This is a genomic window from Synechococcus sp. UW86 (assembly GCF_900474085.1).
GTDB lineage: Bacteria > Cyanobacteriota > Cyanobacteriia > PCC-6307 > Cyanobiaceae > Parasynechococcus.
Genome location: NZ_UCNU01000009.1, coordinates 42,167 through 65,110 on the forward strand (window position 1 = coordinate 42,167; position 22,944 = coordinate 65,110).

The following is a 22,944-nucleotide window of genomic DNA, read 5'->3' on the forward strand; positions in this document are numbered from 1 at the left end:
ACACTCATGAATTCATCTGGGAGAGGTAATCAGTGCTGCCCAGATCAACCAGGCGCGTATCCTTGGCGACCACAGCATCGTGGAGGCTGCTGCGGTACTCATCAAGTTTCTGAGCCAAGCCAGCGTCACCCACCGAGAGGATCTGCGCCGCCAGCAAGCCGGCATTGAGGCCTCCACCGATGGCGACAGTGGCCACAGGGATCCCCCCCGGCATCTGGACGATCGAGTGAAGGGAATCGATCCCTGACAGCGCACGGCTTTTCACCGGCACACCGATCACGGGCAGCGTGGTGAGGGCGGCCACCATGCCGGGGAGATGGGCCGCCCCGCCGGCGCCGGCGACGATCACCCCAAACCCCTGACCCCGGGCCGCTTGAGCGAAGTTCACCATCTCCAGGGGGGTGCGGTGAGCCGAAAGCACACGAACCTCCACCTCCACCCCCAACTCGCGCAGGATGGCGGCGGCGGGTTCCATGGTGGGCAGGTCAGAGTCACTGCCCATCACAACGGCAACACGGGGGAGCACTGGCGGCACAACGCAGAGGGGCAAGACTGCCATCGTCTCCCCCCATGGCTGCAGAAGCCAGTGTTGCGTTGATGCACCGGATCACCAACGTTCGACTGCCGGGTCCCCTGCCGGGGGACGGAGACCAGCGCTATGCCATCGACCTGAACGAGAAGGGTCTGATCTGCCGCATCGAGGCGATGGGCGGCGTGGCGCAACACGAGGCGCAACAAGAGACTCAAGAAACCGTTGCGAACTGGAACGGCGACTGGATCAGCCCCCGGGGTGTGGACCTGCAGATCAACGGCGGGCTGGGGCTGGCCTTCCCGGAGCTGAGCGAGAGCGATCTGCCCCGGTTGGAGCAACTCCTCGAGCTGTTGTGGCGCGATGGAGTCGAAGCGATCGCCCCGACCCTGGTGACCTGCGGCATCGCGCCGCTGCGCCAGGCCCTGGCCGTGCTGCGGCAGGCGCGGGACCTGCACCGACCAGGCCGTTGCCGGCTGCTGGGGGCCCATCTGGAGGGCCCCTTTCTGGCCGAAGCCCGCCGCGGCGCCCATCCCCGTGAACACCTGGCCAGCCCCAGCCTGGAGGCTCTCGAGGAACGAATCGGTGGGTTCGAAACGGAGATTGCCCTGGTCACCATGGCCCCCGAACTGGAGGGAGCCGCTGCGGTGATCGGGCGACTGCGGGAGCTGGGAATCAGCGTGGCCCTGGGCCACAGCGCCGCCACCGCCGAACAGGCCAGCGCCGGGTTCGATCAGGGGGTGGCCATGCTCACCCACGCCTTCAATGCCATGCCGGGCTTGCACCACCGGGCACCCGGCCCTCTTGGGGAAGCCTGCCGGCGAGGTGGGATTGCCCTGGGGCTGATCGCCGATGGCGTGCATGTGCACCCAACGATGGCGGTGCTGTTGCAACGGCTGGCACCGGAGCAGACAGTGCTGGTGAGCGATGCGCTGGCCCCCTACGGCCTGGTCGACGGAGAGCACCGCTGGGACGAGCGGGTGCTGCTGGTGCAGAACGGCACCTGTCGTCTCGAAGACGGCACCCTGGCGGGGGTGACCCTGCCGCAACTGGAGGGGGTGAAACGGCTGGCCCGCTGGGGTGACGCCCCCGATGCTGCGATCTGGAGCGCCACGGTGGCGCCGCGGCGGACGATCGGCGATGCAACGGGATGCATGGACGCCCTGATGGGACGGCCACTGACGCAGCTGCTGCGCTGGCACCAGAAGGAGGGTGATCTGCACTGGGCCTGCGCTGCTTAGGATCCCGCCGACACAAACCCCTCCGCCATGGCCCCCGATCAGCTGCTGGAGCAGAAACAGGCCGAGAAGAAGGAGGTGAAGGGCTACTTCGAAACCACGGGTTTCGACCGCTGGAACCGCATCTACAGCGACAGCGATGACGTGAACAAGGTGCAGCGCAACATCCGCATCGGTCACCAGAAGACCGTGGATGAAGTGCTGGCTTGGATCAAGGAGAGTGGTGAACTCAGCCAGGCGAGCTTCTGCGACGCCGGCTGCGGTGTGGGAAGCCTGAGCCTGCCGCTGGCGGCGATGGGTGCCGGTTCCATCAGCGCCAGCGACATTTCTGAGGCCATGGCCCAGGAAGCCGAGCGCCGGGCCCGCGAGGCCGGCCTCGACATGGCCAAGCTGAACTTCTTCGCCAGCGACCTGGAAAGCCTGAGCGGCTCCTTCCACACGGTGTGCTGCCTGGATGTGTTCATCCACTACCCCCAGCAACCGGCCGAGGAGATGGTGAAGCACCTCTGCAGCCTCACCGAAGAGCGGCTGATCGTGAGCTTTGCCCCCTACACACCGCTGCTGGCGCTGTTGAAGGGCATCGGCCAGCTGTTCCCAGGCCCCAGCAAAACCACCCGGGCCTACACCCTCAAGGAAGCAGGCATCGTGAAAGCAGCGGAAGCCTGCGACTTCAAGCTGGTGCGCCGCAGCCTGAACAAGGCACCCTTCTATTTCTCCCGCTTGATCGAGTTCCGCAAGGCCTGATCTCCCCCACTTGGGGGATCCACCTGGAGTGCGGTCTCCCTCAAGTGAGGGAGACCCGAAAGCCGCCAGGCATGCAGCCGATAGCCGCCATCACCGGGGGTTGCGCTAGCTGAAATCTCGCGATCGGGGAGATACAGCGGATCCCCCAGCAAGGGACTGCCGAGCTGCGCCAGATGAATGCGGATCTGATGGGGCCGGCCGGTGGTGATCGTCACCTGCAAGCGATCACCCTCAGCCGTGCGCTCCAACAGCTGCAGCTCGGAGTGGGCGGAAAGCCGTTTGCGGATCGGCGCATCGTCGGACGGTTCCGGCCCCCAGATCCAGCCCAAGAGTGGGTGCGGCCGTTCCACCACATCACTGCTCACCGTCAAACGCTGCCCAAACTCCAAGCCGGGCACCCGCTGGCTCCAGGCCTGATACACCTTGCGGCAACCGCCGTCGGGCCGGAACTGCTTCGACCAGAGGGCACGGGTGTGCGGTTGGCGAGCACACACCTGCAAACCGGAGGTGAAGCGCCCCAGGCGATGCACCGGCCGGGCACCGGTGGGTTCAAGCAGGGCCGTGAGCGTGTGGCGCAGGAAGCCACCACCGGGCATCACCGGCAAACCGGAGGGCTTGTTGATCACCAACAGGTCGCCGTCGTCGTGGATCGTCTCCCATTGATCGGGGATCGCCTGCTCCAACCAGGGCGGACGACTCCAAGAGAGGGTCTCGCCGCCCTGCAAGGCTCGATCACCGGCCAGCTGCGATCCGTTCCAATCCAGCTCACCGGCGGCGATCCTCTGCTGCCACAACACAGCATCAGAGTGCCGGTAACGATCCGCCAGCCATTCGGTCACCAAGGTGCCGGCAGCGGCCCGCGGCACCCGGTCGCGGTAGGTCCAACCGTTGTTGAACGCCGCCTCGCGCCAACCAGCCTTCAAGTCACCAGACGGTGCTCCAGGGCATAGCGCACCAATTCCGTGCGGCTGGAGGTGCCCGTCTTGTTGAACAGCCGGCTCACGTACTTCTCCACGTTGCGGATCGACGTCTCCAGCTGCCGGGCAATCTCCTTGTTCATTAATCCTTCCGCCACCAGCTGCAGCACACTCGCCTCCCGCGGCGTGAAGCTGTGCACCACCGGCTCGGTGGAGGGCAACGCTTCGGCCTGGGCGAGCAGCGAACGGATCTCGGTGATCTGCTTGGCCATCTGGCCCATGTCAGTATCCGCAAAGCGCGCTGCCTCCTGCAGCAGCCGTTGCTGGCGCTGGGCCACGTTGCGCACCCGCGCCACCAGCTCATCGGGATCGAACGGCTTGGGGATGTAGTCATCCACCCCGGCCAGATAGCCCTGAGTGCGGTCCGCCGTCATGCCCTTGGCGGTGAGGAAAATCACCGGAGTGCCGCCAAGCCGTTCATCGGCGCGCAACTTCTGCAGCAGGCCATAGCCATCGAGCCGCGGCATCATCACGTCGCTGATCACCACATCCGGCAGCATCTGCTGCGCCTTCGCGAAACCTTCCTCCCCGTCCACCGCGGTGGTCACCTCAAAGCCTTCGTCTTCCAGGTAGGCCTGCACCGCCGTGCGCAGACCCGGCTCATCGTCCACCAGCAACAGACGCGGGGCGGGCGCCGCGGCCTCTGCGGATTCAGCGGTGGGGGTGGGCGCGTCGCTCATGGCTGGAATCGCTCTGGCCGCAATGTATGGAGAGCACGCTCAACGGGCCAGTGCGGGTAACTGCTCCTGCTGTTCGGGTATCAGGGTGGAAAAGCCCAGATCCAGGGCCTTCTGACGCAACGTGGCAGGGTCGGTTCCCGCCACCTCCGGCACACAGGCCGCCCACCACACCAGGTGATCCTCCCGGTTCACGTCCGTGATCGGACCGCCGGGGTTGAGGGTGCGCACGTAAACGGTCGACGGCGTGCGTTTCACCCGCAAGGGCTTCTCTGGGGAGCAATTGACGCTCTCCACGTAGACGTTGAGATCCGACGCCGACTCCTCCCACAGGCTGTAGCTGCGGGTGTCGGGATTGGACGAGGCTGGTTTCACCGCATAGATGCCGATCGACAGGGTGCCGACGGGAGCAGGGCGTTCGATCAGCACCTTGAGATCGGCTGGCCGCGATTGCCGCATCTGCTCCAGCACCTGCTGACGATCGAAGCCACTGGCGGGTTGCAGGCACACCAGCCCGCCCAGGCCCAGCAGAGCCATTGGCAATCGCAGACCCATGCCAGTGCCGTTCGCAATGCAGCACCATGATCGCAACATCTGCCTGCATCGTCCTGAGCGGCTCCGCTCTCGCCTTTGATTTCCAGGCCACCACCCCCTGTGCGGCTGAGGTGGTGGAGGCGATGGCGCCGTTCTGGAGTGCGGACTGGGGCAATCCCTCCAGCCGCCAGCATCGGCTCGGCCTCAGCGCCTCTGCCGCGGTGAAGCTGGCGCGGCGCCAGCTGGCGGAGGCGTTGGAGGTGAAGCCGGAACGGTTGGTGTTCACAAGCGGTGCCACGGAAGCCAACAACCTGGCGCTGCTGGGCCATGCCCGCGCCCTGGGAAGCGGCCATCTGATCAGCGTGGCTACCGAACACCACGCCGTGCTCGATCCGCTCCAGCAACTGCAACGGGAAGGCTTCAGCGTCACCCTGCTGACCCCAGGCCCCGATGGACTGATCCGCCCTGAGCAGCTGGAGGCGGCGATCACCCCCGAAACCCGGCTGGTGAGCGTGATGGCGGCCAACAACGAAATCGGCGTGCTCCAGCCGCTCGAGCAACTGGGAGCGGTTTGCCGCCGCCATGGCATCACCCTGCACAGCGATGGAGCTCAGGCCTTCGGGACGCTGCCGCTGAACCCTGATGCCTTGGGGGTTGACCTGCTCAGCCTCAGTGCCCACAAGCTCTACGGGCCCAAGGGCATCGGCGCCCTGGTGCTGCGGGAGGGCATCGCGATCGAACCGCTGCAGTGGGGAGGCGGCCAGGAAGCCGGGCTCCGGGCCGGCACCCTACCCACCGCCTTGATCGTGGGCTTTGCCGCCGCCGCCCGCCTTGCGCTGCAGGAGCAGGAGCAGCGCAACAGCCATCTACAGCACCTGCGCAATCAGCTGTGGGAGAGCCTGCAGCAGCGCCTCCCCGGCGTTCTACTCAATGGGGCCCTGCAGCCGCGCCTGCCCCACAACCTCAACATCAGCCTGCCCGGGGTGAACGGCAGCCGCTTGCACCGGGCCCTGCGCCCGCACCTGGCCTGCAGCAGCGGCTCCGCCTGCAGCAACGGTGCCCCGTCCCACGTGCTCCAGGCGATCGGCCGCTCGCGGGCAGAGGCCGAAGCCTCCCTTCGGCTCAGCCTGGGGCGTGAGACCACAGCCGGCGACGTGGATCAGGCCATCACAGCGATCACCGACGCCGCAACTGCCACCGGGTTCCTCAGCGGTCGCTAAACAGGGGCCACACGCTGGGCCACACGCCATTTGGCACTGCGGCTGCGGGGGTTGGCCTCCTCCTCCTGCTCGGTGGCCACCACAGGCTTGCGGGTGATCCGTTGCAAGCGCTCATCGCGCAGGAAGGCGGTCTTGACGCGGCGGTCTTCCAGGGAATGGAAGCTGATGATTCCCACAAGCCCCTCGGGCTCGAGCCAGTCGGGAGCTTGCTGCAACAGGCGATCGAGCACCCCCAGCTCATCGTTCACCGCAATCCGCAGGGCCTGGAAGGTGCGGGTGGCGGGATGAATCCGTCCCCGCCGCGCCTTGGGGGGATAACAACCGGCCACGGAGTAGGCCAAGGCCGCGGTGCCCTCATAGGAGCCCTTGTCCTTGAGGTCCGCTTTGATGCGCCGGGCGATACGACGGGAGAGCCGCTCCTCCCCATAGCCATAGATCAGATCCGCAAGCTCGTTCTCCTCCAGGCGATCAATCAGCTCAGCCGCGGTCTCCCCCTCGCCGCCGGCATTCATCCGCATGTCCAGGGGACCATCCAGGCGAAAACTGAAGCCCCGCTCCGCCACATCCAGCTGCGGGCTGCTCACCCCCAGATCCGCCAGCACCATCACGGCGGGCTCGGGCGGCACATAGTCGGCAAAGTTGGTGGCCACGATCGAGACGCGATCACCAAAAGCGGCCAGACGCTCCGCCGCCGCGGCCCGGGCCGTGGCGTCCTGGTCCAGTCCGATCAGGCGCAGGCCGGGATGCTGTTCCAGCAACAGGGCGCTGTGGCCGCCGCCCCCAAGGGTGGCGTCGATCAACAGGCCATCCGGACGGGGGATCTGCCGGGCCGCATCCAGCACCGCATCGGCCAGCACGGGCACATGGCTGAAGGGGGGCACAAGCCACAGGCGAAGACTCCTTAAGATCTACTCATCGATCGGACCACCGCTCCCATGACGCAGCTGGAAACGCGCACGGAGCCCATGGTGGTGAACTTCGGGCCCCACCACCCCTCCATGCACGGGGTGCTGCGGCTCGTGGTCACCCTTGATGGTGAGGATGTGGTCGACTGCGAACCGGTGATCGGTTACCTCCATCGCGGCATGGAGAAGATCGCCGAGAACCGCACGAACGTGATGTTCGTGCCCTACGTGAGCCGCATGGACTATGCGGCGGGGATGTTCTACGAGGCGATCGTGGTGAACGCCCCGGAAAAACTGGCGAACATCCCGGTGCCCAAGCGGGCGAGCTACATCCGGGTGCTGATGCTGGAACTCAACCGCATCGCCAACCACCTGCTCTGGCTTGGACCCTTCCTGGCAGACGTGGGGGCCCAGACCCCGTTCTTCTACATCTTCCGCGAGCGGGAGATGATCTATGACCTCTGGGAAGCCGCCACCGGCCAGCGGCTGATCAACAACAACTATTTCCGCATCGGCGGCGTCGCCGCTGATCTGCCCTGGGGATGGCTGGAGAAATGCCGTGATTTCTGTGACTGGTTCGGCCCCAAGATCGACGAATACGAAAAGCTGATCACCAACAACCCGATTTTCCGGCGCCGGATTGAAGGGTTGGGAACGATCGAAAAGGAGGACGCCATCAACTGGAGCCTCTCCGGACCGATGCTGCGCGCTTCCGGCGTGCCCTGGGATCTCCGCAAGGTGGATCACTACGAGTGCTACGACGACTTCGACTGGCAGGTGGCCTGGGAGAAGGAAGGCGACTGCTACGCCCGCTATCGCGTGCGCATCGAAGAAATGCGCCAGTCGCTCAAGATCCTGCGCCAGGCCTGCGACATGATCCCGGGCGGACCCACCGAAAACCTCGAGGCCAAGCGCCTCAATGAAGGCAAGGGCAGCGACGCCGCTGGTTTCGACTTCCAGTACGTGGCCAAGAAGGTGGCGCCCACCTTCAAGATCCCCAACGGCGAGCTCTACACCCGGCTGGAATCAGGCAAGGGTGAGATCGGCGTGTTCATCCAGGGCAACAACGACGTCACCCCCTGGCGCTTCAAGATCCGTGCTGCCGACAGCAACAACCTGCAGATCCTTCCCCACATCCTCAAGGGACACAAGGTGGCCGACATCATGGCCATCCTCGGTTCCATCGACGTGATCATGGGATCGGTGGATCGCTGATCTCTGAACCGGTTTCTGCGGCGGTTGCAACGCGCGGGCTATCTGCTGCCCGCAACCGTGACCGGTGCGTTATGGCTGAAGGGCTTGCATCCAGGGATACCCGGCCTCAGCTGCCCGCTTCGCGCCCTCACCGGCGTGCCCTGCCCCACCTGCTTTCTGACCCGAGCAACAAGCACAGCACTCACCGGTGATCTGGGCGGATCGCTGCAATGGCATCTGTTTGGCCCCATTGCCGCCCTTGGGATGGTGTTCTGGAGTGTGCTGGCGCTCCAGCAACGGCGTCTCATCCCCAGAGGTCTTCCCCTCTGGCCCCTGCCGTTGGTGGCTGGAGGGTTGATCAGCTACTGGCTGCTGCGCCTGAGCACCAACAGCTGGCCCAGCGGCTGAGCGATCAGCGCAACAGTCCGCTCTGATAGGCGACGTTCTGAAGGAAGAAGCTGGCCATGGGAATCACCACAAAGCCCCCCAGACCGCAGGTCGCCAGGGCCAGCAGCCCCACAACGATGCCCGTCAAAACCTCAAGCCCAACGAAGCTCAAGCCGTTTTCCGAGCGATACACCACCTGAAACGACCGGGAGAAGGCTTCACCGATGCCCATGTCGGTGACGAAGATGCGATTCACGAACACCGGCGTCACCAACGCCACGGCAATCCCGGGAAGGATGCAAAGCAGAAAGCCGATGGCGGTGACCAGCGAAAAGAACAGCCCCGCCAGCACATAACGCCACCAACGGCCGGTGAGCAGCTGAGCGGCCGTTGAAATCGTCACCACCTCACCGCGCTCGTAATAGAGGGCAGGAACGGCCACCAACAGCACCGACAACAGGCTGGCGAGGATGGAGAAAGGCAACTGAACCAATTGGGCGAGCACCGCTCCGAGCCCCAATGCCGCATCGCTGCTGCCGATGATTGACGACACAGCAACGATGATCAGGCCATAGGCCAGAACAGCCAGCAGCGACAGCACGATCGAGCCCACCCAGCTCACCAGCACCACAGGGATGTGCTGCAGGAAGGCCTGCCAGGCCTTCTGAATGGACGGAGGCTCGAAGGCGATCGGCGCGGCCATGGTTCGGGCGGGATTTCTGTCAGGGTGACAGTCGGCACCGGCTTGAACAACACATCGCCATGACCTCTGCCCCCTGGCTGGAGCTGAGCCGAACCGTGCGCTTCAGCGACACCGACGCCGCCGGTGTGATGCACTTCCAGCAGCTGCTGGGCTGGTGCCACCAGGCCTGGGAGGAAAGCCTGGAATGCTTTGGCCTGCCGGCGGGTTCAGTCTTCCCTGGCGGCCGCGGGGAGCAACCGAGCGTGGCCTTGCCGATCGTGCACTGCCATGCCGATTTCCGCGCCCCGGTGCAGGTGGGTGACAAGCTGCTGATCCGCCTGGAACCGGAACGGCTCGATCCCAGCAGTTTTGCGGTGAACAGCCAAGTGCTGCTGGAGGAGCAGCTGGTGGCCCAAGGCTGCCTGCGTCATGTGGCCATCGACGCCCAAACCCGGCGCCGCTGTGCCCTGCCCGATGGCGTGGACCGTTGGCTGGAAGCATCAAGCCTCGGCCGCATCCAACCGCTCTAACCACTCTCGCCAGCGCTGACGCTGCCATTTCCCCAGCGCGGAGGGGGCCAGGTCGGGGCACAACACCCAACGCCGTGGCGTCTCCGCAGGCGGCCAAGGCCGAGTGAGGGCCTCAAGCCGCTGCAGCACCGCAGCATCAGAACTACCCACCAGGGCCACCAGCCGCTGGCCCCACTCCGGATCATCCACAGCAAGAAGCAGCACGGCACTCACCGGGAGCGATGCCGCCTGCAGCGCCGCCATCAAGCGCTGCTCCAGCTGCTCGGGGAATACGGTTTCCCCCCCGGAGTGGATGGCTCCATCGATGCGCCCGGCAATCTGAAGGCTTGGGGTCAACGCGGCCTGATCCCCGGAGCGCCACCAGCCATCGCCATCCCCGAGCGATTCCCACCGATCCGGCTGATCCGCCCTCCAACAACCAAGCGCCAACCGATCAGTGCGCACCTCAAGCGCCCCATCAGCAGCCAGCCGCAGCTCCACATCCACCAGCGGGTCCCCACACCCGGGCTCGCCGGCCAAAAAGCGGTCCGGCGTGAGCGCCGCCACCATCGCCGCCGTCTCCGTCGACCCGTAACAGGGCGCCAGCGGCAGCTGCAAGGCACGCGCCTGATCCGCCAACGGCGCCGGGAGGGCAGCGCCACCGATCCAGATCAACTGCAGCCGCTGCAGAAAGGCCACCCCATCGGGATGGGCCAGCAGGCGCGCCAGCTGCGTAGGCACCAACGACAGCACGGCAGGGTTCTTGCCCCAAGCGGGCAAGCCCTGAGAGAACGCGAGCAGTTCGGTGGGGGTTTTCATCAACCCCGGCGCCAGCGACTGATGCCCCGCGCCCCAGCAGCGGCTGCGCCACCAGGGCATCAGACCACTCACATGGGCCAGCGGCAGAGGATTGAGCAGCAGGGTGGAGGCAGGGTCCACACCGATGCCCGTCAACCAATGGGCGGTGGCGGCGGCCGAACGGTCCAGATGCAGCGATGGTTGGGCGCAGCAACGACTGCCGCCACTGCTGCCACCACTGCGGACCAGCACCCCCGGGCCCGGAGGCAATTGAGCCATGGCGGCCGCGTCCGCCTCAGGCGAGAGGGGCACCCACTGCCCTGCCGCCAGCCCCTGCTCCAGCCGCTCGAGCTCGCTCATGCCGCCGCAGCCCAGACCTGCTCTGGATCATTGGAAAACATCGGCCCCGCTGGCGTCCAGCCGGGGGCCAGGCCCGGTGCTGCCGGCGTGGGGCCCTGTGCCTGAAGACCGGCCAGATGCTCCAGCCAGCGTCGACCGATGCCGGTTTCAAACGCCGTGCTCAGCATCCGTTGGGGCAGCCCCGCCTGCAGCTCCCGCAACAGCAGGCGGGGATCGCCCTCCAGCGCTGGCCGACGCACCTGCCAGCCGCTCCAGCTGCTGCGCAGCTCGGGATGCTGGTGGAGGGATTCATCGAGGGCTACCGGCCCCAGCGCCGCCAACTGATCCAAGCCGGCTGGATCCTCCACCGCCAGCGGCTGCTCCAACCAGTCCAGGCGCGGGTCATCGCGCAACCGCTGCATCCAGGCCTCAGCCGTGCTGCGATCCCAGCCGCCGTTGGCATCCAGACGCAGCCGGGCCGTGGGCGGCAGCCGCTGGAGCAGCTGCTCGAGCAGCTGACGCTCCAGGCCATCCGGCGCCGTGGCCACCTTCCACTTGAAGGTGCAGCTCTCCAGGCCACCCATCGATGCCGCAGCAACCTCCAGGGCCGAAAGCATCGCCTCGCCAGCCGGCAGCAACAGCGCCGGGGCAGGAGCCTTCAGCCAGCCCTGGGGTGCAGCAGCACCCACCACACCCTGCAGCTCCGCCAAGGCCGCCCCAAGGCCAAAACCCACCGGCCCCGGGGCCTCCCGCAACACAGCCTCCAGCTGAGCCTCAGGAAGCTCGTCCGGCAGCGCTGCGAGAGCCTGCTCGCAGGCCATGAACTGCTGCGGCTGCAGCGGAGCCACTTCGCCCCAGCCCACGGCCCCCTGAGCATCATCCAACCGCAGCAACCAGCCACAACGCTCCCGCAGCTCGCCGGCTGCCGTGCGCAGCGGCTGCAGCAGGGCAAAGCGGAAGCGGCGACGCTGCAGCCGGAGCGTCATCCGCCCGTCCAGACGCGCGCCAGAGCCAAGCCCGCACTCAGCCCCAGACCATTCCAGCCCTGGAAGCGCAGGGCCAGAAACTTGCTGCCGCTGATCAGCTCCGGCCTGTCGTGGTGGCGCTGGAGCAGACGCATCAGCTGCACACCGGCAGGAAGGCCGAGAGCGCTCAACAACACCGTCGGAGGCCAGTCCCCGTGCAGCACGGGCACCCACTCAAACGCCAGCGTCAAGGCCACAAACCAGGGCACCAAGGCTGCCGCCCGGGCCGTGCCCAGACGCACCACCGGCGAGCGTTTGCCATGGGCGGCGTCCTCCTCCACCTGATGGAAGTGGGAGCAGAACAACACCAGGGTGGTCGCCAGGGCAGGACCTGCCCCCAAAATCCAGGCCATGCCCCAAGGGATCGATCCTGCCCCCCGGGGCTGCAGCACCACGAGGGCCGCTGCGGTGGCAAACGGTCCAAAGGCCAGCCAGCACAGGGGCTCACCCAGGCCGCGGTAGCCCAGGCGGAACGGAGGGCCCTGGTACACGTAACCCAGGCCGCAGCAGACCAACACCAGGGCCAGCAGAGCCCCGCTGCTGTTCCAGGCCAACCCGGCCATCACCAGTAAGCCCAGCACCAGCGCAGCAGTCGCCCCCTGGGCGACACGGTCCCGGCGGCCGGTGAGGTTCACCACGGAATGGGGCTTGCCGGTGGCATCCACACCCGTGGCCGCATCAAAAACATCGTTGCTGAGGTTTTCCCAAAGCAACAGCAGGATGGCCGCCAGCACAAAGCCCCCCAACTGCAGCCAGCGCAGGGAGCCCGCCACCCCGAACTGCCATCCAGCCGCCAGCAGAACAGGCATCACGGCGACGGAATACATCGGCCACTTGATCGCTGCCTTCCACAAACGGCGCCGATCGGCGTAACGGGATGCGACAGCCTGCGGCTCAGACATGGACAGGACCCGTTCCCGCAGGGCGAAGACCCATACATTTGAACAGTAACCCTGGCCGGAAACGCCGCGGATGTCGGCTGATTGTTGTTTCAGCACCCTCATCTCCGCTGCCCAGCGGGGATGGGTGGCCTGTGACGGCGATGAAGCGCTGCTCAGCCTGGCCCTGCCGATCGAAGGGATCGACCCGCTTCTGGCCTTGCCGCAGCTGGCGGAGCACGAAAGCCTGCAGGTGCTGTGGGACAGCGCGCCGGGCCTCTGCCTGGCTGCCGCCGGGCCCTGCCAGGAACTGGAGCTGGCCGGCAGCCGTCGCTTTGAGCAGGCCCAGCGCTTCGCCGACCTCTGCCTGAGCCGGCTGCACGACACGGCAGCGGACAGCCCAGCCCATGCGCGGCCTCGGGTGCTGCTGCGCTTCCGCTTCTTTGATCAGGTGAGTGAGCGCCGCCGCAGTGAAGCGGTGGTGCCATCGGTGCAGGCCGTGCTACCCCGCTGGCAACTCAGCCGTCAGGGACGCCGCGGCTGGCTGCGGCTGAATGGGGTCGTGAGCAGTGCAGCGGACTGCCGCGAGCTGGCGGAACAGCTCTGGCTCAAGCATGAACAGCTGCTCAAGACACCAACGACGCCACCTCCCCTCAAGCCCCAGGCGCTAGTAGCGGCAACGGAACCGGAAGCCTGGCGGCAGCGCTACGCCGCAGCCCTCACCCGCGGCATTGATCTGGTCAACGGCGGCGAGCTGCACAAACTCGTGCTGGCAGTGCAACACCGCATTGTTCTGGCCGACACCTTCGACCCCTTGCCGCTGTTGAAGCGGCTGCGGCGGCGGCAGGCCGGCAGCTGCCGTTTCCTCTGGCAGCGTCACACCGGCGATGCCTTTTTCGGTGCGTCACCGGAACGGCTGCTCAGCCTGCGCGCCGGTTGGCTGCGCAGTGATGCCCTGGCCGGCACGGCGGGGCAAGGAGATTCCGGGCCCCAGCTGCTGCGCTCCGATAAAGACCGCCGCGAACATGAATTGGTGGTGGAAACCATCACTGATCAACTGCGCCTCAATGGCTTAACGCCCCGGCGTCGCCGCCAGCCCCAACTGGCCCGCCACGGCAACCTCACCCACCTGCACACCCCGATCACGGCGGAAACCCAGGGTCAGCCCGTGCTCGCACTGGCTGAACAGCTGCACCCCACCCCTGCCGTTGCCGGGTTGCCGCGACGCGACGCGATGGCCTGGTTGCGCACCCTGGAACCGTTTGAACGGGGCAGTTACGCAGCGCCGATTGGCTGGATCGACAGCGCCGGAGATGCGGAACTGCGGGTGGCGATCCGCTGCGGTCACGCCCGCGGCTGCGAGCTGGACCTCACCGCCGGAGCCGGCCTGGTGCGAGGGTCCGTTGCCGAGCGGGAGCTGCAGGAAGTGGGGCTGAAGCTGGCCGTGCTGGCGGACCAGCTGGAACTTCAGACCAGCGCGCGCAACCGCTCGATCGTCTGATCAGCCAACGGCTGGTTCATCAGTCGCTCCACTTCCCGCACCCCGGTGGGGCTGGTGACGTTGATTTCGCTGAGCATGCCGCCGATCACATCGATGCCCACGAAGAACAACCCCTCCGCCCGCAGCGCCGGGGCCAGGGCAGAACAGATCTGACGTTCCCGCTCGGTGAGTTCCGTGGCTTCCGCCTGGCCACCCACGGCCAGATTGCTGCGGAATTCTCCGGCTGACGGGCGACGGTTGATCGCCCCCAGGGGATCGCCGTCCACCAGCAGGATGCGCTTGTCACCCTCGCTCACGGACGGCAGAAAGGCCTGGGCCATCACCGGCAGGCGTTCCTGCTCCGTCACCAGCTCCAGCAGAGCCTTCAAGCCAGGCGCCTGGCCGTTGACCCGAATCACCCCCAGGCCGGCACGACCCCCCAGGGGTTTGAGCACGATCTCCTGCTGCTCCTGGGCAAACAAAAGCAGTTCAGACACCCGCCCCGCCACCAGCGTGGGAGCCATCCAACGGCTGAAACGCAGGGCCCCCAGCTTTTCGTTCCAGCTGCGCAGCGCACTGGGGCGATTGAGCACCCGCACCCCAGCCCGCTCCGCCACCTCCAGCAAATGGGTGGCGTACAGATACGCCTCATCCACCGGCGGGTCCTTTCGCATCCAGATCACGTCAAACCCAGCCAGCGCCTGACGTTCAGCCACCCCAACCGTGATCCAGGGCTCCGGCGTCACCGGCAGGGCAATCGCGAGGGGTTCATCGCCCCGTGCAATCAGATCGGAGGGCGTGCAGGCCCACACCTCATCGCCGGCGCGATGGGCGGCCTGCATCAGCGCAGCAGAGGAATCCTTGGCTGGATTGATCTGCCCCAGCGGATCCAGAACGAACAGCTGGCGCATCGATCAGGCCTTCAGCAGCGCATCGAGCTCACCGGCGCGATCCAGGGCATGGAGGTCGTCACAACCACCGATGTGGCGATCATCGATGTACACCTGCGGAACACTGCGGCGACCATCGCCCCGAGCCGCCATGGCATCCCGGGCAGGCTCATCCCCATCCACGCTGTGTTCGGTGTAGCTCACCCCTTTGCGATCCAGGAGCCCCTTGGCGCGGACGCAGAACGGGCAGGTTTGCCAGGTGTAGATCTCAACCTTGGCCATTGCGTTGGTGATGCCAGTGGTCGGATCCTATGCAGCTACTGCGCTGATAGCGTCAGAGGCTGATCAGGACCGAGTCCTTGCTGGATCTCACCGACTTCAAACGCGATCTCTCCGAGCTCACTGACCGCCTGGGCAATGCCCAGGACTGTCTTTGACGTTCCTGCACTGAACGCCAGGCAACAGGATCTCGAACAACTCGCGGCCCAGCCCGATTTCTGGGATGACCAGCAGAACGCCCAGAAGCAGATGCGGCGTCTGGATGAGGTGAAGGCCCAGCTGTTTCAGCTGGCCGGATGGCGCGGTGCGGTCGAGGACGCCCAGGCCACCCTTGAGCTCTACGAACTGGAACCCGATGAGGACCTGCTGCAGGAAGCTCAGAACGGGCTGAACCAGCTGCGCCAGGGGCTGGACCGCTGGGAACTGGAGCGCCTGCTCAGCGGCGAATACGACAAAGAGGGTGCCGTGCTCAGCATCAATGCGGGGGCCGGCGGAACAGACGCCCAGGACTGGGCCCAGATGCTGCTGCGCATGTACACCCGCTGGGCGGAAGACCACGGCATGAAGGTGACCGTGGATGAACTCTCCGAAGGGGAGGAAGCCGGGATCAAGAGCTGCACGATCGAGATCGAAGGGCGCTACGCCTACGGCTACCTGCGCAACGAAAAGGGCACCCATCGCCTGGTGCGCATCTCACCGTTCAACGCCAATGACAAGCGCCAGACCAGCTTTGCCGGTGTGGAGGTGATGCCCAAGATCGAAGAGGAGGTCAAGCTCGATATTCCTGAAAAGGACCTGGAGATCACCACCAGCCGCTCGGGCGGCGCGGGTGGCCAGAACGTGAACAAGGTGGAAACGGCTGTGCGCATCCTGCACATCCCAACCGGGCTGTTTGTGCGCTGCACCCAGGAGCGCTCCCAGCTCCAGAACAAGGAGAAAGCGATGGCGTTGCTGATGGCCAAGCTGCTGGTGATCGCCCAGGAGCAACGGGCGGCCGAAATCGCCGACATCCGCGGCGACATCGTTGAAGCGGCCTGGGGCAACCAGATCCGCAACTACGTTTTTCAGCCATACCAAATGGTGAAAGACCTGCGCACCAATGAAGAAACCAACGATGTGCAAGCGGTGATGGATGGGGCCCTCGACCCCTTCATCGACGCCTCTTTGCGCCAGGGTGTCGACAGCCCCGGCGCCGATGCCGATTCCTGATCCCATGGCCAGCGAGAGCACCCCACCGCCGAGCTTCGTCAAACAGGCCATGCGCAACATGGTGCGCAAAGGCAGCAAGAGCCTGTTTCACTTCGGCCTCACCGCCATGGGCTTCCTCGGCTTCATCACCCTTGTGGCTTGGCTGGGGCGGCCGACGCTGCCAGGCTAGGCATGGAGCTCGACCTCGCACTGGATCGGGAGGGGGTGACGCTGCAACCCTCCGACAGCAGCGATCTGCTCGATGAAACGGCCTGGCTCCAGCAGCTGGAGCACTGGCTCAACGGCATCTGCGGGGATGCAAGCCTCGACTGCCCAAGCTTGGTGCGTGCAGCGGAGGAGATCAGCCTGGGGCTGCGCTTCACCGATGACGCCACCATCGCGGATTTGAACAGCGCCTGGCGCCAGAAAACAGGCCCCACGGATGTGTTGTCCTTTGCCGCCCTTGACGACGCCGGCGACTGGATGGAAGGCCCCAGCATCGAACTGGGGGACATCGTCGTCTCCCTGGAGACCGCCCGGCGGCAGGCCCAGGAGCAGGGGCACAGCCTGCAGCGGGAATTGCGCTGGCTGGTGAGCCATGGCCTGCTGCACCTGCTGGGCTGGGACCATCCCGATGACGACAGCCTTGCCGCAATGCTGGCCCTGCAGGAGAGGCTTCTTGGGGATGGGTGGCCTGGACAACCCGGGTAATCTTCGAAAAGCGGGCGTGTGGCCTGCGGAGTCTGAGTTCCGTTCCGATGACCACTGAATCGCCCCGGACACCCTCCGCAGACGCAGCTTCAGAGGAAGTGGCCATGGTGCCCAATGCCATGCGACGACGGGGCAGCTGGCGCATCGCCGGTGATCTGCCCTCGAGTTTTCGCTACGCGGCCCAGGGCCTTGGCTACGCCTTCCTCACCCAGCGCAACTTCCGCATCCATGTGGTGACGGGGCTGGTGGTGTTTGGCCTGGCCACCTGGCTGCAACTGGATCTGATCCGCCTGGCCGTGTTGGTGCTTACGGTGGCTGCCGTTCTGGTGTTGGAGCTACTGAACACAGCGATGGAAGCGGTGGTGGATCTGGCCATTGGCCGGCGCTATCACCCCTTGGCCCGCATCGCCAAAGACTGTGCCGCCGCCGCCGTGCTGACGGCTGCCATCAGCTCCTTGCTGATTGCTCTGTTTCTCCTGCTTCCGCCGCTCCTGCTCCGCCTGGGGCTCTGACTCCCGATTCGCAGATGCTGCTGGTCATCGACAACTACGACAGCTTCACCTTCAACCTGGTGCAGTACTTCGGTGAGCTCGCCGCTCAGCATCCGGTGGCAGCCGATCTGCAGGTGCATCGCAACGACGCCATCAGCCTCGAGAAGATCCGTGCCCTGAAGCCCGACGCGATCCTGCTCTCTCCAGGCCCTGGCGACCCGGATCAATCGGGCGTCTGCCTCGACATCCTCAAAGAGCTTTCCGCAACGGTGCCCACCCTGGGGGTGTGCCTGGGCCATCAGGCCATCGCCCAGGTGTACGGCGGCCGGGTGGTGCGCGCCCAGCAGCAGATGCACGGCAAAACCTCACCCGTCCTGCACAGGGGCGACGGCGTGTTCGCGGGACTGCCCCAACCGCTCACGGCCACCCGCTACCACTCCCTGATCGCCGAACGCGACACCCTGCCGGACTGCCTCGAGGTGACCGCCTGGCTCGAGGACGGCACGATCATGGGTCTGCGACACCGGGAGCATCAGCACCTGCAGGGGGTGCAGTTCCACCCCGAAAGCGTGCTCACCGATCAAGGCCACCAACTACTGGCCAATTTCCTGCGGGAAGCCGAGGGATAACGCTGTTAGCGTCCGAAACACGTTCAACCCCTCCCATGTCCGTCCTGCGTTCCGCCGTGACCGCCGCTGCAGGCCTGGCACTCAGCCTCACGTCTCCGGCCTTGGCGGGTGGTGGAGTGTCGATCAGCAGCTATGGGCAGCGGTCCCTGCTGATCCAGGGAGGCGGGCAATCGATTCTGCTCAACCCTTACAAGGCCGTGGGTTGTGCTGCGGGGCTCCCTGAACCTCGGCTGACGGCCGGCGTTGTTCTGGCCAATTCCGAACTCGCCGATGAAGGGGCCCGCGACGTGGCCGGCGGCCGCTTTCTCGCCCAGCCCGGGTCTTATCGCATCGGCGGCCTGAGCCTTGAGGGCTTTGCCAATCCCCACGACCGCGTGGGCGGACGCCGCTTTGGCAACGCCACCCTGTGGCGCTGGCAGCAGGGGGGCCTCAGCTTTGCCCACCTCGGTGCCACCGCTGGAGAGCTCACGGCTGCTGACCGCGTGCTGCTCGGCAACCCCGATGTCCTGATCATCGGCGTCGGCGGTGGCAGCAAGATCTACACCGCCGAAGAAGCTGCGACGGTGGTGAATCAGTTGAACCCCAAGCACGTCATCCCAGTGCAGTACGTCACCGGCGACGCGCCGGAAGGCTGTGATCAAGAGGATCTGCAGCCCTTCCTCGATGCCATGGGTGGGACCGCCGTGCGCCGGGTGGGCCGGTCGCAAACCCTGCCGGGCAAGCTCGACGACACCACCGTGATCACGGTGATGCAGTGATCAGCGCATCCAGCTGATCTCTGTCCCAGCCGGCTAGCACAACCAACAGCAACAACACCCTGGCTTTCTGGGGGTTGAGACTGCCCGCGGGAAGGAGCCCGAGCCGTTCATCCTCGGAATCGCGATGTACGGGTCCAGATCCGCAGCGGTTGGACCGCAGCATCAATGGCCGCTTCCCGGGCCAAGCCTCAAGCGCCGAACGCTCAGCCGCCGACAACTGGCCGGCGCCCGTGCCGGTGAACACCAAGCCGGCAACACCGGCGTTGAGACAGGCACTGAGCAGGAGCGGCTCAGGCTCCACACAGCCATAAACGATCGGCACCTGGGGCCATTGCACCGGCAAAGCGAGATCCGCGAAGGGCACCTGCCGGGGTCCATTCGCCATGGGCAGATGAACGCCAACATCATCCACCCAGCCCAAGGGCCCGCCCGCGGGACTGGCGAATGCCCCCACCCCCTGGGTGGCCAGCTTGGTGACCCGCTCGGCGGCATGGATCTGGCCATCCATCACCACCAACGCGCCGTGGCCGCGCGCTTCGCTGCTCAAGGCCACCTGTACCGCCTGCAACAAATTGAGGGGGCCATCGGCACTGAGGGCCGTTGCCGGCCGCATCGCCCCCACCAGCACCACCGGCCGAGGATCGTCGATCAACAGCTGCAGCAACCAGGCGGATTCCTCCAGCGTGTTGGTGCCATGGGTGATCACCACCCCAGCCAGCTCAGGGTCTGCCGCAAAGGCAGCACGAATGCGCCCCACCAGCGCACGCCAATAGGCAAACAGCAGGTCGGCACTGTCGACATTGGCCACCTGCTCCACATCGATCGCTGCCAGCTCCTGCAGCTGCGGCACCGCCGCCAGCAGGGCATCACCCCCCAGCACGCCCGCGGTGTAATCGTTCAGCGTTGCACTGTTCTCCGCACAGCCGGCGATGGTGCCGCCGGTGGCCAGCAGCAGCAGGCGGTTCATTGCTCCAGGGGGAGGAACGCCTCCATGAAGCGCTGCATCTGGCTAGTGGTGCCGATGCTCACCCGAAAACAACCATCAATCAGGGGCTTGCCCGCCATCGAACGCACCAGGATTCCCGCCTCGCGCAACGCCGCATCCACGGCATCAACGGGGCGCTGGGGCCAGATCAGCAGATAGTTGCCGCCATCGCAGTGATGCTTCACGCCAGCGTCCCGCAGCGCCTGCAGGGTCCAGTCGCGAGCCCGCAACACCTCGGCCACATAGGCATCCACATACGACTGATCCACCAAAGCAGCGAACGCCGCGGCCACGGCGACGCTGTTGACGTCGTAGGGGCCGGTGACACGGCTCACCCGATCCACCACATCGGCATGGCCGATGGCAAAGCCAATGCGCAGACCCGCCAACCCGGCCGTCTTGGCCAAAGAGCGGAACACCAGCAGGTTTGGTGTGGCCGTGAAATCAGCGCTGGGCAGCACGCTGTCTCCGGTGAAAGCCTCGTAGAGCTCATCCACCACCACCAAGGTGCCCGGGGCTGAGGCCGCCAAAGCAATCACCTCGTCTGCCGCCAAGCGCGTGCCGGTGGGATTGTTGGGGTTGCAGATCAACAGCAACCGCGGTGCGCGGGCCACCAATGCCTCCTGAATGGCCGCCAAGGGGAAGTCGAACGTCTCGCCCTCGTAGGGGATCGCCTCGATCATCATGCCCTGCATGCCGGCGCAGGGGCTGTAGTAGCCAAATGTGGGCGCTGTGGTGAGCAAGGTCTCACCGGCATCGCCATAGGCCTGAAACACCGCATGGATGGCGGCATCCACGCCGTTGAACAGGCCCACCTGATCAGGCTTCAATCCCGGCCGGCAGCCGGTTTCCACCAGGTTCTGGAGCACCGCGTCCCGCAGGCCGTCGTACTCCGGGTACACGGCAATCTCTTCAGTGCTGAAGTTGCGCAGGGCCTGGGCCACCAGGGGGCTGGGGCCAATCGTGTTCTCGTTGAAATCCAGCCGCAGCATCTGGCGGCGGCCCTCCAACGGCGCGCTGTAAGCCTTGAGCTGCTCGACGGCAGAGCGGGCTGTCGGAGCACCACCGGCTGTGAACGGTTGAGTGTTGTCGCTCACATGCGGTCCAGGGTGGCGATGCCCAGCAGTCCGAGCCCCAGTCTGAGGGTGTCGGCCGTCAAACGGCAGAGGGCGAGGCGGGATGCCAGGGCTTCAGGATCGGCCTTGAGCACCGGCACCTGGTCGTAGAAGCGGTTGAACACCTGGCTGAGCTCGAACAGGTAGCTGCACAACCGGTTGGGCAGCAGCTCCTCCTCCACCTCAGCGATCACGGCATCGAACTTGAGCAGCTCCCGCACCAGGGCCCACTCCTGGGGCTCAGTGAAGGTCAGCTGGGCTGTCGCCACGTCCAGGTCACCCCCCTTGCGAGCGATGCCGGCGATGCGCACCACGGCATAGAGCAGATAGGGCGCCGTGTTGCCCTGCAGCGCCAGCATCCGATCGAAGGAGAACTGGTAGTTGGTGATCCGGTTCTGGCTGAGGTCGGCGTATTTCACCGCCGCCAAACCCACGGTGCCCGCCACGTGCTGGATGAACTCCTCCGACTCGCTGCGTTCCTCCTCCTTCAGGCGTGAGCGCAGGTCGGTTTCGGCGCGCTCGACAGCTTCATCGAGCAGGTCCCGCAGACGCACGGTGTCGCCGGCGCGGGTCTTGAGCTTCTTGCCGTCTTCCCCCTGCACCAGGCCAAAGGGCACGTGTTCGAGGCGGGCGCCGTCCGGGATCCAGCCAGCCCGTTCCGCCACCTGAAACACCCCGGCGAAATGGTTCGCCTGGCCGGCATCGGTGACGTACACCACGCGGCGGGCACCATCCCCTTCAGGAGCCGCTCCAAAGCGGTAGCGGATCGCCGCCAGATCAGTGGTGGCGTAGTTGAAGCCGCCGTCGCTCTTCTGCACGATCACCGGCAGGGGCTTGCCGTCCTTGCCCTGCACGCCCTCAAGGAACACGCACTGGGCACCGTCATCGGTGACCAGCAGCTCAGCGGCCTTCAGACCATCAAGTACCTCCGGCAGAAAGGGGTTGTAAAACGACTCGCCGCGTTCGCTGAGGCGGATGTCGAGCCGGTCGTAGATCTTCTGGAATTCACGCCGCGACTGATCGCAGAGCAGGCCCCAGGCCTTGAGCGACACCGGATCGCCCCCCTGCAGCTTCACCACCTCATCGCGGGAGGTGGACTGGAAGGCTTCATCGTCATCGAAGCGCTTCTTGGCCTCGCGGTAGAAGGCCACCAGGTCTCCCAGATCCACCGCATCGGCGGTGTCCAGGGCTTCCGGCGCCACCTGCTTGAGATGGGTAATCAACATGCCGAACTGGGTGCCCCAGTCGCCCACGTGATTGAGGCGCAGCACCGGATGGCCGCGGAACTCCAGCACCCGCGCCAACGAGTCGCCAATGATCGTGGAGCGCAGATGCCCCACATGCATCTCCTTGGCGATGTTGGGGCTGGAAAAGTCCACCACCACCGGCGCCGCGTTGCTGACCGCCGGCACGCCGAGCCGCTCGTCCCCCAGCCGTGCCGACACCTCCGCCGCCAACCGCTCCGGGCGAATCGTGAGGTTGATGAAGCCAGGCCCGGCGATCTGGGGCTCCAGGCACAGGTCTGTGAAGGCGGGATCGGCCTGCAGCTGCTCCACGATCGCCGTGGCAATCTGCCGAGGAGCCTGCTTCAGGGGCTTGGCCAGTGGCAGTGCACCGTTGGCCTGGAAGTCGCCGAATTCCAGCTTGCTGGCGGGAGCCAACTGGGGGTCCAGCCCCGCATCGGCCTCCGGGAAGGCCCGTTGCATCGCCGCCCGCAGCTGGGCATCCAGGGACTGGGACAGGCTGAGCATGGGCAGTGCGTGGCCGGGGGAATCCGGCTCT

General features: G+C 66.0%; 27 protein-coding genes. 13 read left to right on the plus strand and 14 right to left on the minus strand.

What is annotated here, in order from left to right; all coding sequences use genetic code 11:
- Positions 1-4: 4 nt before the first annotated feature.
- Positions 5-559 carry a 5-(carboxyamino)imidazole ribonucleotide mutase gene (gene purE, locus DXY04_RS02655; protein ID WP_115160879.1) on the minus strand — a complete coding sequence of 185 codons (555 nt, stop codon included), beginning with the start codon at positions 557-559 and terminating at the stop codon, positions 5-7.
- An 11-nt stretch (positions 560-570) separates the two neighbouring features.
- Here purE and DXY04_RS02660 point away from each other — a divergent pair, with 11 nt between their 5' ends.
- Together DXY04_RS02660 and bchM are read left to right on the plus strand one after the other, a co-directional pair.
- The gene (locus DXY04_RS02660; RefSeq protein ID WP_115160880.1) at positions 571-1,770 is read left to right on the plus strand and encodes an N-acetylglucosamine-6-phosphate deacetylase; all 1,200 of its coding nucleotides are present in this window, start codon (positions 571-573) and stop codon (positions 1,768-1,770) included.
- A 27-nt stretch (positions 1,771-1,797) separates the two neighbouring features.
- On the plus strand, positions 1,798-2,511 hold the full coding sequence (gene bchM, locus DXY04_RS02665) for a magnesium protoporphyrin IX methyltransferase (RefSeq protein WP_115160881.1): 714 nt from the start codon (positions 1,798-1,800) through the stop codon (positions 2,509-2,511).
- Here the strand turns inward: bchM and DXY04_RS02670 are convergent.
- Genes DXY04_RS02670 through DXY04_RS02680 form a run of 3 tightly spaced genes read right to left on the minus strand, consistent with a single transcriptional unit; the run spans position 2,475 to position 4,720 of the window.
- On the minus strand, positions 2,475-3,434 hold the full coding sequence (locus DXY04_RS02670) for an RNA pseudouridine synthase (protein WP_115160882.1): 960 nt from the start codon (positions 3,432-3,434) through the stop codon (positions 2,475-2,477). The two genes, bchM and DXY04_RS02670, sit on opposite strands and share 37 nt — an antisense overlap.
- A complete protein-coding gene (locus DXY04_RS02675) occupies positions 3,431-4,168 on the minus strand; it encodes a response regulator transcription factor (protein ID WP_115160883.1) in 738 nt (245 codons plus the stop codon). Before DXY04_RS02675 ends, DXY04_RS02670 begins: the two co-directional genes overlap by 4 nt.
- Before the next feature lie 39 nt (positions 4,169-4,207).
- Complete coding sequence (locus tag DXY04_RS02680) at positions 4,208-4,720, minus strand: hypothetical protein (RefSeq protein WP_170951319.1); 513 nt, start codon at positions 4,718-4,720, stop codon at positions 4,208-4,210.
- A gap of 26 nt (positions 4,721-4,746) precedes the next feature.
- Between DXY04_RS02680 and DXY04_RS02685 the strand changes: the two genes are divergently transcribed.
- Positions 4,747-5,919 carry a cysteine desulfurase family protein gene (locus DXY04_RS02685; RefSeq protein ID WP_115160884.1) on the plus strand — a complete coding sequence of 391 codons (1,173 nt, stop codon included), beginning with the start codon at positions 4,747-4,749 and terminating at the stop codon, positions 5,917-5,919.
- On the opposite strand, the gene rsmH is transcribed toward DXY04_RS02685, so the two are convergent.
- Complete coding sequence (rsmH, locus tag DXY04_RS02690) at positions 5,916-6,800, minus strand: 16S rRNA (cytosine(1402)-N(4))-methyltransferase RsmH (RefSeq protein WP_115160885.1); 885 nt, start codon at positions 6,798-6,800, stop codon at positions 5,916-5,918. The two genes, DXY04_RS02685 and rsmH, sit on opposite strands and share 4 nt — an antisense overlap.
- A 54-nt stretch (positions 6,801-6,854) precedes the next feature.
- On the opposite strand from rsmH, the gene DXY04_RS02695 reads away from it, so the two are divergent.
- The gene (locus DXY04_RS02695) at positions 6,855-8,039 is read left to right on the plus strand and encodes an NAD(P)H-quinone oxidoreductase subunit H (RefSeq protein ID WP_115009907.1); all 1,185 of its coding nucleotides are present in this window, start codon (positions 6,855-6,857) and stop codon (positions 8,037-8,039) included.
- Positions 8,040-8,063: 24 nt separating this feature from the next.
- On the plus strand, positions 8,064-8,426 hold the full coding sequence (locus DXY04_RS02700) for a DUF2752 domain-containing protein (RefSeq protein ID WP_115160886.1): 363 nt from the start codon (positions 8,064-8,066) through the stop codon (positions 8,424-8,426).
- 4 nt (positions 8,427-8,430) lie between these two features.
- On the opposite strand, the gene DXY04_RS02705 is transcribed toward DXY04_RS02700, so the two are convergent.
- Positions 8,431-9,108, minus strand: a complete 678-nt coding sequence (locus DXY04_RS02705; RefSeq protein WP_115160887.1) for a hypothetical protein — start codon at positions 9,106-9,108, stop codon at positions 8,431-8,433.
- Between the two features lie 59 nt (positions 9,109-9,167).
- Between DXY04_RS02705 and DXY04_RS02710 the strand changes: the two genes are divergently transcribed.
- The gene (locus DXY04_RS02710; protein WP_115160888.1) at positions 9,168-9,617 is read left to right on the plus strand and encodes a thioesterase family protein; all 450 of its coding nucleotides are present in this window, start codon (positions 9,168-9,170) and stop codon (positions 9,615-9,617) included.
- Here DXY04_RS02710 and DXY04_RS02715 read toward each other — a convergent pair.
- From DXY04_RS02715 to menA, 3 genes are read right to left on the minus strand one after another with little or no spacing between them, the layout of a single operon-like run.
- Positions 9,588-10,754 (minus strand): AMP-binding protein, encoded by a 1,167-nt coding sequence (locus DXY04_RS02715; protein ID WP_115160889.1) that lies wholly within the window; start codon positions 10,752-10,754, stop codon positions 9,588-9,590. The two genes, DXY04_RS02710 and DXY04_RS02715, sit on opposite strands and share 30 nt — an antisense overlap.
- Positions 10,751-11,719 carry an o-succinylbenzoate synthase gene (menC, locus tag DXY04_RS02720; protein WP_115160890.1) on the minus strand — a complete coding sequence of 323 codons (969 nt, stop codon included), beginning with the start codon at positions 11,717-11,719 and terminating at the stop codon, positions 10,751-10,753. Before menC ends, DXY04_RS02715 begins: the two co-directional genes overlap by 4 nt.
- Positions 11,716-12,660 carry a 2-carboxy-1,4-naphthoquinone phytyltransferase gene (gene menA / locus DXY04_RS02725; protein WP_115160891.1) on the minus strand — a complete coding sequence of 315 codons (945 nt, stop codon included), beginning with the start codon at positions 12,658-12,660 and terminating at the stop codon, positions 11,716-11,718. Before menA ends, menC begins: the two co-directional genes overlap by 4 nt.
- A gap of 70 nt (positions 12,661-12,730) precedes the next feature.
- Between menA and DXY04_RS02730 the strand changes: the two genes are divergently transcribed.
- The gene (locus DXY04_RS02730; RefSeq protein WP_115160892.1) at positions 12,731-14,137 is read left to right on the plus strand and encodes an isochorismate synthase MenF; all 1,407 of its coding nucleotides are present in this window, start codon (positions 12,731-12,733) and stop codon (positions 14,135-14,137) included.
- Here the strand turns inward: DXY04_RS02730 and gshB are convergent.
- Together gshB and grxC are read right to left on the minus strand one after the other, a co-directional pair.
- A complete protein-coding gene (gene gshB / locus DXY04_RS02735; RefSeq protein ID WP_115160893.1) occupies positions 14,104-15,027 on the minus strand; it encodes a glutathione synthase in 924 nt (307 codons plus the stop codon). The genes DXY04_RS02730 and gshB overlap by 34 nt on opposite strands.
- A gap of 3 nt (positions 15,028-15,030) precedes the next feature.
- Positions 15,031-15,288 carry a glutaredoxin 3 gene (grxC, locus tag DXY04_RS02740; RefSeq protein WP_115009898.1) on the minus strand — a complete coding sequence of 86 codons (258 nt, stop codon included), beginning with the start codon at positions 15,286-15,288 and terminating at the stop codon, positions 15,031-15,033.
- A gap of 77 nt (positions 15,289-15,365) precedes the next feature.
- Here grxC and prfB point away from each other — a divergent pair.
- The 6 genes from prfB to DXY04_RS02770 all read left to right on the plus strand — a co-directional run bounded on the left by prfB (position 15,366) and on the right by DXY04_RS02770 (position 19,062).
- Positions 15,366-16,494 (plus strand): peptide chain release factor 2 gene (prfB, locus tag DXY04_RS02745; protein ID WP_115160894.1). Its coding sequence is split into 2 segments (ribosomal slippage): positions 15,366-15,440 and positions 15,442-16,494, totalling 1,128 coding nucleotides; the frame shifts between segments, so codons are not numbered across the junction.
- Positions 16,481-16,663 carry a DUF3285 domain-containing protein gene (locus tag DXY04_RS02750; protein ID WP_006851191.1) on the plus strand — a complete coding sequence of 61 codons (183 nt, stop codon included), beginning with the start codon at positions 16,481-16,483 and terminating at the stop codon, positions 16,661-16,663. The genes prfB and DXY04_RS02750 overlap by 14 nt, the downstream gene beginning before the upstream one ends.
- A 2-nt stretch (positions 16,664-16,665) precedes the next feature.
- Positions 16,666-17,184 (plus strand): rRNA maturation RNase YbeY, encoded by a 519-nt coding sequence (gene ybeY / locus DXY04_RS02755; RefSeq protein ID WP_115161249.1) that lies wholly within the window; start codon positions 16,666-16,668, stop codon positions 17,182-17,184.
- A gap of 104 nt (positions 17,185-17,288) precedes the next feature.
- Positions 17,289-17,696, plus strand: a complete 408-nt coding sequence (locus DXY04_RS02760; RefSeq protein ID WP_244272960.1) for a diacylglycerol kinase family protein — start codon at positions 17,289-17,291, stop codon at positions 17,694-17,696.
- Between the two features lie 14 nt (positions 17,697-17,710).
- Positions 17,711-18,304, plus strand: a complete 594-nt coding sequence (locus DXY04_RS02765; RefSeq protein ID WP_115160896.1) for an aminodeoxychorismate/anthranilate synthase component II — start codon at positions 17,711-17,713, stop codon at positions 18,302-18,304.
- 35 nt (positions 18,305-18,339) lie between these two features.
- Positions 18,340-19,062, plus strand: coding sequence for an MBL fold metallo-hydrolase (locus tag DXY04_RS02770; RefSeq protein WP_115160897.1), 723 nt, complete (start codon positions 18,340-18,342; stop codon positions 19,060-19,062).
- On the opposite strand, the gene DXY04_RS02775 is transcribed toward DXY04_RS02770, so the two are convergent.
- From DXY04_RS02775 to argS, 3 genes are read right to left on the minus strand one after another with little or no spacing between them, the layout of a single operon-like run.
- Positions 19,046-20,029: an asparaginase gene (locus DXY04_RS02775; RefSeq protein ID WP_115160898.1), complete on the minus strand. Its 984-nt coding sequence runs from the start codon at positions 20,027-20,029 to the stop codon at positions 19,046-19,048. The two genes, DXY04_RS02770 and DXY04_RS02775, sit on opposite strands and share 17 nt — an antisense overlap.
- A complete protein-coding gene (locus DXY04_RS02780; protein ID WP_115160899.1) occupies positions 20,026-21,144 on the minus strand; it encodes a histidinol-phosphate transaminase in 1,119 nt (372 codons plus the stop codon). Before DXY04_RS02780 ends, DXY04_RS02775 begins: the two co-directional genes overlap by 4 nt.
- The gene (gene argS / locus DXY04_RS02785) at positions 21,141-22,913 is read right to left on the minus strand and encodes an arginine--tRNA ligase (protein ID WP_115160900.1); all 1,773 of its coding nucleotides are present in this window, start codon (positions 22,911-22,913) and stop codon (positions 21,141-21,143) included. Before argS ends, DXY04_RS02780 begins: the two co-directional genes overlap by 4 nt.
- Positions 22,914-22,944 lie beyond the last annotated feature (31 nt).